Genomic DNA, 1,145 nt, shown 5'->3' with positions numbered 1-1,145 from the left:
CTCCTCGCCCGTCCCGCCGCATGACGACGGCTCCGACCCGGGCGACCCGGACACCGACACCACCGACCCGGCGGCCGACCAGGCCCTGACCGGCACCGGCCTGGTCAGCCCGCTCGGACGCGACGGCCTCCGGCACGCGCTCGACCTCGCCGTGACCGAGCCGGTCACCGCCTTGCAGGCCGAATTCCGGCTCACCCCGGGCGAGTTGGCCCCCGGCAGCGGCTCCGCCTGGACGGACCTGCCGGGTGCCGTGGTGACCGTCCAGCAGGAGCGCGGCACCCTGGTCTACCGCTTCACCACCCAGCCCGGCACCGACGTCGGGCCCGGCCACTACACCTTCGTCGTGCGCGGCACCCGCCCCACCGACCCGGTCGGGCAGGTGCGCGGAGCGGCCCGGCCGGAGAGCTGGAACGCCTCCGCCTTCGGCATCGGCGATCCCCGGGCGGTCGCCGCGCTCGGCGGCTTCGGTCCGCTGCAGCCGCTGTCGCCCCAGCCTCAGCCCCAGCCGCTCTCCTCCCCGTCGCTCTCCTCCCAGTCGCTCTCTCCCCAGTCGCCGGCGCCCACGCGCCGCTGACCCGCCGCAGGAAGACCCCACCGCCGGACGGCTCGGCCCACCCGCCGGGCTCATCGCCGCACGCCCGTTCGTTACTGTGTGCAGCACCCGGCCCGGCGACCCCAGCGGCCCCGGCCCGGGCCGACGTTCCGCACCCGAGGAGGAGTCCGTGTCCACCGTCCTGACCCAAGGCGGCAACGCACCGCTGACCGCCGCGCGAGTGACCGTCGAGGTCACCGCGCCCAAGGCGCTGGACGTCTCCGGTCTCCTGCTGACCGACGCCGGAAAGGTCCGCTCGGACGCCGACTTCGTCTTCTTCAACGCCCCGCACGGCCCCGGCGTCAGCCTCCGCCCCGCCTCGGCCGGCGCTCCGGACGCGATCACCGTCGACACCCCGGCCGTCCCGGCCGGCATCAGCAAGATCGTGGTCACCGCCAGCCCCGCCGACCAGTCCTCCACCTTCGCCGGGATCGAGCCCACCGCCACCGTCCGCGACGCCGACACCGGCGCCGTGCTGGTCACCTTCACTCCGCCCCGACTGGGCCTGGAGACCGCGCTGATCGTGGTCGAGGTCTACCGGCGGGGCGGCGCC

At 75.9% G+C, this 1,145-nt stretch carries 1 protein-coding gene and 1 pseudogene; both read left to right on the top strand.

Features of this window, described 5'->3' with window-relative positions; all coding sequences use genetic code 11:
• Positions 1–574: pseudogene (locus tag J0670_RS38420) on the top strand (hypothetical protein); the annotation flags it as partial.
• A gap of 160 nt (positions 575–734) precedes the next feature.
• On the top strand, positions 735–1,145 hold a 411-nt coding region (locus J0670_RS38415; protein ID WP_207817401.1), incomplete at its 3' end, for a TerD family protein.

Source organism: Streptomyces sp. FH025 (assembly GCF_017427025.1).
GTDB lineage: Bacteria > Actinomycetota > Actinomycetes > Streptomycetales > Streptomycetaceae > Kitasatospora.
The sequence above is the reverse complement of the archived record's forward strand: the minus strand, read 5'-3'. Positions and strand labels throughout refer to the sequence as shown.